The sequence below is a fragment of the Mycoplasmopsis cynos genome, assembly GCF_900660545.1.
Taxonomy (GTDB): domain Bacteria; phylum Bacillota_I; class Bacilli_A; order Mycoplasmatales; family Metamycoplasmataceae; genus Mycoplasmopsis; species Mycoplasmopsis cynos.
Genome location: NZ_LR214988.1, coordinates 1 through 6,933, shown reverse-complemented (window position 1 = coordinate 6,933; position 6,933 = coordinate 1). Strand labels below are relative to the sequence as shown.

The 6,933-nt window shown below is 26.8% G+C and carries 11 protein-coding genes and 5 pseudogenes; 7 read left to right on the top strand and 9 right to left on the bottom strand.

Features of this window, described 5'->3' with window-relative positions; genetic code table 4:
• The 4 genes from EXC48_RS05135 to EXC48_RS05120 all read right to left on the bottom strand — a co-directional run.
• Positions 1-89, bottom strand: an 89-nt coding sequence (locus EXC48_RS05135) for a hypothetical protein (RefSeq protein ID WP_416374372.1), incomplete at its 3' end; no start/stop codon positions are given.
• A gap of 8 nt (positions 90-97) precedes the next feature.
• A complete protein-coding gene (locus EXC48_RS05130; protein ID WP_416374370.1) occupies positions 98-232 on the bottom strand; it encodes a hypothetical protein in 135 nt (44 codons plus the stop codon).
• A gap of 84 nt (positions 233-316) precedes the next feature.
• Positions 317-484 (bottom strand): hypothetical protein, encoded by a 168-nt coding sequence (locus EXC48_RS05125; protein WP_416374369.1) that lies wholly within the window; start codon positions 482-484, stop codon positions 317-319.
• A 74-nt stretch (positions 485-558) separates the two neighbouring features.
• On the bottom strand, positions 559-696 hold the full coding sequence (locus EXC48_RS05120) for a hypothetical protein (protein ID WP_416374371.1): 138 nt from the start codon (positions 694-696) through the stop codon (positions 559-561).
• A gap of 339 nt (positions 697-1,035) precedes the next feature.
• On the opposite strand from EXC48_RS05120, the gene EXC48_RS04490 reads away from it, so the two are divergent.
• From EXC48_RS04490 to EXC48_RS04480, 4 genes are all read left to right on the top strand, one after another.
• A complete protein-coding gene (locus EXC48_RS04490) occupies positions 1,036-1,227 on the top strand; it encodes a PQ-loop domain-containing transporter (protein WP_129721101.1) in 192 nt (63 codons plus the stop codon).
• 66 nt (positions 1,228-1,293) lie between these two features.
• Positions 1,294-1,560 carry a hypothetical protein gene (locus EXC48_RS04485; protein ID WP_129721099.1) on the top strand — a complete coding sequence of 89 codons (267 nt, stop codon included), beginning with the start codon at positions 1,294-1,296 and terminating at the stop codon, positions 1,558-1,560.
• Positions 1,539-1,715: a hypothetical protein gene (locus EXC48_RS04680; RefSeq protein WP_165035652.1), complete on the top strand. Its 177-nt coding sequence runs from the start codon at positions 1,539-1,541 to the stop codon at positions 1,713-1,715. The genes EXC48_RS04485 and EXC48_RS04680 overlap by 22 nt, the downstream gene beginning before the upstream one ends.
• 188 nt (positions 1,716-1,903) lie before the next feature.
• Complete coding sequence (locus EXC48_RS04480; protein WP_416374368.1) at positions 1,904-2,293, top strand: peptide-methionine (S)-S-oxide reductase MsrA; 390 nt, start codon at positions 1,904-1,906, stop codon at positions 2,291-2,293.
• A gap of 154 nt (positions 2,294-2,447) precedes the next feature.
• Here EXC48_RS04480 and frr (EXC48_RS04475) read toward each other — a convergent pair.
• A pseudogene (gene frr / locus EXC48_RS04475) lies at positions 2,448-2,997 on the bottom strand (ribosome recycling factor).
• Positions 2,997-3,289, bottom strand: a pseudogene (locus tag EXC48_RS04470) (amino acid kinase family protein); the annotation flags it as partial. The pseudogenes frr (EXC48_RS04475) and EXC48_RS04470, both read right to left, overlap by 1 nt.
• A 5-nt stretch (positions 3,290-3,294) precedes the next feature.
• Here EXC48_RS04470 and EXC48_RS04465 point away from each other — a divergent pair.
• Both EXC48_RS04465 and frr (EXC48_RS04460) read left to right on the top strand, forming a co-directional pair.
• Positions 3,295-3,636 (top strand): annotated as a pseudogene (locus tag EXC48_RS04465) (amino acid kinase family protein); the annotation flags it as partial.
• Complete coding sequence (gene frr, locus EXC48_RS04460) at positions 3,636-4,187, top strand: ribosome recycling factor (protein WP_129720385.1); 552 nt, start codon at positions 3,636-3,638, stop codon at positions 4,185-4,187. The pseudogene EXC48_RS04465 and the gene frr (EXC48_RS04460), both read left to right, overlap by 1 nt.
• A gap of 36 nt (positions 4,188-4,223) precedes the next feature.
• On the opposite strand, the pseudogene msrA reads toward frr (EXC48_RS04460), so the two are convergent.
• The 3 genes and pseudogenes from msrA to EXC48_RS04445 form a co-directional block, all read right to left on the bottom strand.
• A pseudogene (gene msrA / locus EXC48_RS04455) lies at positions 4,224-4,732 on the bottom strand (peptide-methionine (S)-S-oxide reductase MsrA).
• Between the two features lie 183 nt (positions 4,733-4,915).
• Positions 4,916-5,344 (bottom strand): PQ-loop repeat-containing protein, encoded by a 429-nt coding sequence (locus EXC48_RS04450; RefSeq protein WP_129721097.1) that lies wholly within the window; start codon positions 5,342-5,344, stop codon positions 4,916-4,918.
• Complete coding sequence (locus tag EXC48_RS04445) at positions 5,335-5,529, bottom strand: hypothetical protein (RefSeq protein WP_129721095.1); 195 nt, start codon at positions 5,527-5,529, stop codon at positions 5,335-5,337. Before EXC48_RS04445 ends, EXC48_RS04450 begins: the two co-directional genes overlap by 10 nt.
• Before the next feature lie 295 nt (positions 5,530-5,824).
• On the opposite strand from EXC48_RS04445, the pseudogene mnmE reads away from it, so the two are divergent.
• Positions 5,825-6,933, top strand: a pseudogene (gene mnmE / locus EXC48_RS05115) (tRNA uridine-5-carboxymethylaminomethyl(34) synthesis GTPase MnmE); the annotation flags it as partial.

The window sequence follows — 6,933 nt, the reverse complement described above, 5'->3', positions numbered from 1 at the left end:
AATAGAATTCCATTTATTTGATATGAAGCCTCCACTAAATCTCTCGTAGTTCCTGCTATATCTGTTACAATTGCTTTTTCCTCAGACAATAAAGCATTTAAAATGCTACTTTCCCAACGTTAGGCTTTCCTAAAATACAAACTCTAACACCTTCAAAAATGTAACGACTATCTTCTGAAATCTTTATGATTTCACTAAGTTTTTTTTCTAAGTCAATAATCACATCTAACATTTTGTTGTTTGTAAACTGTTCAACGTCATCATATTCAGGATAATCATATTAACTTCTGCCATTCGATTATTAATGATATTTTATTTAAAACTTATCAATTAAATCTGATGTTTTACCCTTAAAACGATTAACGCTCGCTTTTACTTGTGTTATTGTTTTAGACATTATTAAATCATGTATTGCTTCCGCTTTAATTAAGTCAAGTTTACCATTCAAAAATGCTCTTCGGGTAAATTCACCTGGTTCAGCCATTCTTGCTCCATTAGATAATAATAGCTCTAATATTTTATTAGTAACAACAATTCCGCCGTGACAATTTATTTCTATTATAGGTTCACCAACATAATTATTGTAAATAATTTGTCACCTTCTTTAAAGCCTAAAAACCACATAACCAAGACTTCATCAATTAAATATTGACCATCATAAATGTAACCGTAAGTTATAGTATGATCTCTTCCGATTTTACCTTTAAAAATTTTTCTTATAATATCTAATGTTCTTGGTCCAGCTAATCTAATAATGAAATTGGTTGATTAATTCTTGATCCAGAACTTATAGCTGCTATTGTATCATTCATAAAATAATTATATATTTTATAGTTCTTTTAAATAATGAAAAAAATATAAAAATAAAATTTCATCATAAAATACATAAATAATTATAAATACATTATTTATTTTTACTTAGTAATTTAAAAACAATATTACCTAGCAGTCATCTTTTTTAAATAGAATAATTTTTACTTAAAAATTAAGGTATAATTCACGCAATTATATTAAATATATTATTTTAGGAGGAAAATGCAAGTAGCAATTTTAATTTTTGGTATTCTCTCTGTAATTTTAATGGTGTTTTTGCCTATTCCACAGCTGTTGACAACATTAAAAACAAAAAACATTTCTAATGTTTCATACCCTGCGTTCTTTATTTATTATACTGGTGGTGCTATATTTGTAGCAGTAATGACAATGCTGAAAAAAAACTGACCCTAACATAATTATCAACATAATTGGTAACACTCTTTTGTCGGAATTATGGCGTTAACATTAACACTTTTTATGATCTTAGACAAAAAAATAAAGCCCATAGCTAGAATAACTATTATTTTTGCCTTATGAATCGTATTCTTCAGTTTATTAATATGATGAATTTCTGAATACGCAGCAAAAAGTAATGGATATTTCGAATCATCAAGCACATTTTTGACAATATTAACAATTTTTGCTAACTCATGTACTGCATTACCATTTATAGCACAAATCATCAAGACTTTAAAAAATAATCAGCAGAAGGAATTTCATTTGTGTTATTATGTTGTGGATTAATCCTCAACATTTCATTAGGTATTTACTTCGCAATGTTACTAGATTTTGGTACAGCAATGTGATATGTAACACTATTATTCCAAACAACTGGAGCAATTGTTTATATAATACAAATTCTGATATATTTATCATTTAAATCAAAATATAAAAAATAGCTTAATAAACTTTGATTTAGGATAAAAAAGTATTCAGGTAATTCCTGAATACTTTTCCAACCTAACGGTCTATCTAATAATTATTCAAAACTTTACTGATCCAAATTTTATTCTAATTTTTATTCAATTATTCAATTTAAATATTTAATTTTAAAATATAATAAATACATAAATTAAAAGGAGAGAAAATGAAAAAAGAAATTTTTGTTGCAGGTGGATGCTTTTGAGGAGTTGAAGCTTATTTTTCACGAATCAAGGGAATTGAGTCAACTGCGGTTTATTACATAAACGGTGGTTATGAAGGCGTAAGTTACAAAGATGTTTGTCAAATTTCAAACCATGTAGAAGCCGTTAAATTAGTTTATGATGATACTATTATTAATGAAAGAGAATTATTTTATTTATATTTACAAATTGTTGACCCTTATTCGCTAAATAAACAAGGAAATGATATTGGAACTCAATATAGAATTGGGATATATACAAATGATCCATTAACGCTAAATGAATTTAAAACAATTAACAATGATTTTATGCTCAAACAAGTAAAAATAATCATATTGAACTACTTCCTGTAACTGATCAAACAAGAGCTGAAGAATATCATCAAAAATATTTACAAAAGAATCCAAGTGGGTATTGTCACATAAATATCTTTTCTATACCTGATAAATATTTAAAGATGAATATAAATAAAAATCATTTAGTACTGCAAATAGTACTAAATGATTTTTATTTATTCATTAATTCATTTTCTTTTTCTTTTGTAAGAGAATTAACTTTCTCAATTAAAATATCTACATTTTTCTGCACTTTTTCTAAATATTTCTTTTGGTCATCTTCTGAAAGTTCTTCATCAGCTTTAATCAATTTATTTACATCCTGTCTTACGTTTCTAATACCTACCTTAGCAGTTTCAGACAATTTACCTAAATTCTTAATCATTTCTCTACGTCTTTCAATAGTTAAAGTAGGAAAAGTTAATCTAATCTGATTCCCTTCATCAACAGGCATAATACCTAAATTAGCCTTTTCCATTGCTTTACAAATATCTTTAATTGAAGTAATATCATATGGTTTTATTAAAAGTTGTTGTGGTTCAGGTACACTTATATTAGACATTCTTCAAGTGGTGTCATTGACTCATAATACAACACTTTTATACCTTTAATTATTTGAGGGTTAGCTCTTCCAGTTGAAATTTTTGACATTTCAAACTTAAAATGATTTATTGGTTTTTCGCTTTCTCTTCAAGTTCTAGTAAATAATAATCTAGTTCCATTAGTTTGTTACCTCTGTATGTTTAATTTCGCCTTCTAGCGCTTTAATATTGAATTCTCTTCTAAAGGTTAAAAATAATTAAATTTATATTGTTATCTCTTGCCATACTTGTGGCAGTTAAATCCATAACTTGTAATTTTTTTTCAAGAATTTCATCATATGTGATTTTATCATAACGATGGGCATTTTTGTTTAATTTTGGATCAGAATCATAAACTCCGTCTGTCCCGTTCTTTCCCATCAAAATTACTTCCGCTCCAATTTCAGATGGCATATAAAGTTGATGCAGTATCAAGTGGGAGAAGTTGTTATTTTTGTAGGCGAACAGGAGACCGTATTTCACCACTGATACTGCATCAACTTTATATGCATCTGAAATTGGAGCGGAAGTAATTTTGATGGGAAAGAACGGGACAGACGGAGTTTATGATTCTGATCCAAAATTAACAAAAATGCCCATCGTTATGATAAAATCACATATGATGAAATTCTTGAAAAAAAATTACAAGTTATGGATTTAACTGCCACAAGTATGGCAAGAGATAACAATATAAATTTAATTATTTTTAACCTTTTAGAAGAGAATTCAATATTAAAAGCGCTAGAAGGCGAAATTAAACATACAGAGGTAACAAACTAATGGAACTAGATTATTATTTACTAGAACTTGAAGAGAAAAGCGAAAAACCAATAAATCATTTTAAGTTTGAAATGTCAAAAATTTCAACTGGAAGAGCTAACCCTCAAATAATTAAAGGTATAAAAGTGTTGTATTATGAGTCAATGACACCACTTGAAGAATTGTCTAATATAAGTGTACCTGAACCACAACAACTTTTAATAAAACCATATGATATTACTTCAATTAAAGATATTTGTAAAGCAATGGAAAAGGCTAATTTAGGTATTATGCCTGTTGATGAAGGGAATCAGATTAGATTAACTTTTCCTACTTTAACTATTGAAAGACGTAGAGAAATGATTAAGAATTTAGGTAAATTGTCTGAAACTGCTAAGGTAGGTATTAGAAACGTAAGACAGGATGTAAATAAATTGATTAAAGCTGATGAAGAACTTTCAGAAGATGACCAAAAGAAATATTTAGAAAAAGTGCAGAAAAATGTAGATATTTTAATTGAGAAAGTTAATTCTCTTACAAAAGAAAAAGAAAATGAATTAATGAATAAATAAAAATCATTTAGTACTATTTGCAGTACTAAATGATTTTTATTTATATTCATCTTTTAAATATTTATCAGGTATAGAAAAGATATTTATGTGACAATACCCACTTGGATTCTTTTGTAAATATTTTTGATGATATTCTTCAGCTCTTGTTTGATCAGTTACAGGAAGTAGTTCAATATGATTATTTTTACTTGTTTGAGCAATAAAATCATTGTTAATTGTTTTAAATTCATTTAGCGTTAATGGATCATTTGTATATATCCCAATTCTATATTGAGTTCCAATATCATTTCCTTGTTTATTTAGCGAATAAGGGTCAACAATTTGTAAATATAAATAAATAATTCTCTTTCATTAATAATAGTATCATCATAAACTAATTTAACGGCTTCTACATGGTTTGAAATTTGACAAACATCTTTGTAACTTACGCCTTCATAACCACCGTTTATGTAATAAACCGCAGTTGACTCAATTCCCTTGATTCGTGAAAAATAAGCTTCAACTCCTCAAAAGCATCCACCTGCAACAAAAATTTCTTTTTTCATTTTCTCTCCTTTTAATTTATGTATTTATTATATTTTAAAATTAAATATTTAAATTGAATAATTGAATAAAAATTAGAATAAAATTTGGATCAGTAAAGTTTTGAATAATTATTAGATAGACCGTTAGGTTGGAAAAGTATTCAGGAATTACCTGAATACTTTTTTATCCTAAATCAAAGTTTATTAAGCTATTTTTTTATATTTTGATTTAAATGATAAATATATCAGAATTTGTATTATATAAACAATTGCTCCAGTTGTTTGGAATAATAGTGTTACATATCACATTGCTGTACCAAAATCTAGTAACATTGCGAAGTAAATACCTAATGAAATGTTGAGGATTAATCCACAACATAATAACACAAATGAAATTCCTTCTGCTGATTTATTTTTTAAAGTCTTGATGATTTGTGCTATAAATGGTAATGCAGTACATGAGTTAGCAAAAATTGTTAATATTGTCAAAAATGTGCTTGATGATTCGAAATATCCATTACTTTTTGCTGCGTATTCAGAAATTCATCATATTAATAAACTGAAGAATACGATTCATAAGGCAAAAATAATAGTTATTCTAGCTATGGGCTTTATTTTTTTGTCTAAGATCATAAAAGTGTTAATGTTAACGCCATAATTCCGACAAAAAGAGTGTTACCAATTATGTTGATAATTATGTTAGGGTCAGTTTTTTTCAGCATTGTCATTACTGCTACAAATATAGCACCACCAGTATAATAAATAAAGAACGCAGGGTATGAAACATTAGAAATGTTTTTTGTTTTTAATGTTGTCAACAGCTGTGGAATAGGCCAAAAACACCATTAAAATTACAGAGAGAATACCAAAAATTAAAATTGCTACTTGCATTTTCCTCCTAAAATAATATATTTAATATAATTGCGTGAATTATACCTTAATTTTTAAGTAAAAATTATTCTATTTAAAAAAGATGACTGCTAGGTAATATTGTTTTTAAATTACTAAGTAAAAATAAATAATGTATTTATAATTATTTATGTATTTTATGATGAAATTTTATTTTTATATTTTTTCATTATTTAAAAGAACTATAAAATATATAATTATTTTATGAATGATACAATAGCAGCTATAAGTTCTGGATCAAGAATTAATCAACCAATTTCAATTATTAGATTAGCTGGACCAAGAACATTAGATATTATAAGAAAAATTTTTAAAGGTAAAATCGGAAGAGATCATACTATAACTTACGGTTACATTTATGATGGTCAATATTTAATTGATGAAGTCTTGGTTATGTGGTTTTTAGGCTTTAAAGAAGGTGACAAAATTATTTACAATAATTATGTTGGTGAACCTATAATAGAAATAAATTGTCACGGCGGAATTGTTGTTACTAATAAAATATTAGAGCTATTATTATCTAATGGAGCAAGAATGGCTGAACCAGGTGAATTTACCCGAAGAGCATTTTTGAATGGTAAACTTGACTTAATTAAAGCGGAAGCAATACATGATTTAATAATGTCTAAAACAATAACACAAGTAAAAGCGAGCGTTAATCGTTTTAAGGGTAAAACATCAGATTTAATTGATAAGTTTATAAATAAAATATCATTAATAATCGGAATGGCAGAAGTTAATATTGATTATCCTGAATATGATGACGTTGAACAGTTTACAAACAACAAAATGTTAGATGTGATTATTGACTTAGAAAAAAAACTTAGTGAAATCATAAAGATTTCAGAAGATAGTCGTTACATTTTTTGAAGGTGTTAGAGTTTGTATTTTAGGAAAGCCTAACGTTGGGAAAAGTAGCATTTTAAATGCTTTATTGTCTGAGGAAAAAGCAATTGTAACAGATATAGCAGGAACTACGAGAGATTTAGTGGAGGCTTCATATCAAATAAATGGAATTCTATTTAAATTAGTTGATACGGCAGGGGTTGAGAAATACAATTGAAAAAATTGAAAAAATTGGCATCAAAAGATCAATTGAACAAATTGCAAAATCTGATTTAATAATTCATGTTGTTGATCCAACACAAGAAGATGATGAATATGATGAATTAATTGCAAGTGAAGCAAAAAAGAAATGAAATTTTATTTTAAAAGTTTACAATAAAAGTGATTTAATAAAACCAAAAATATTAATGGAATATATGTTTCGGCGCTGAATAGCGATATTAAAGAACTTGAGGATGCTTTAATTG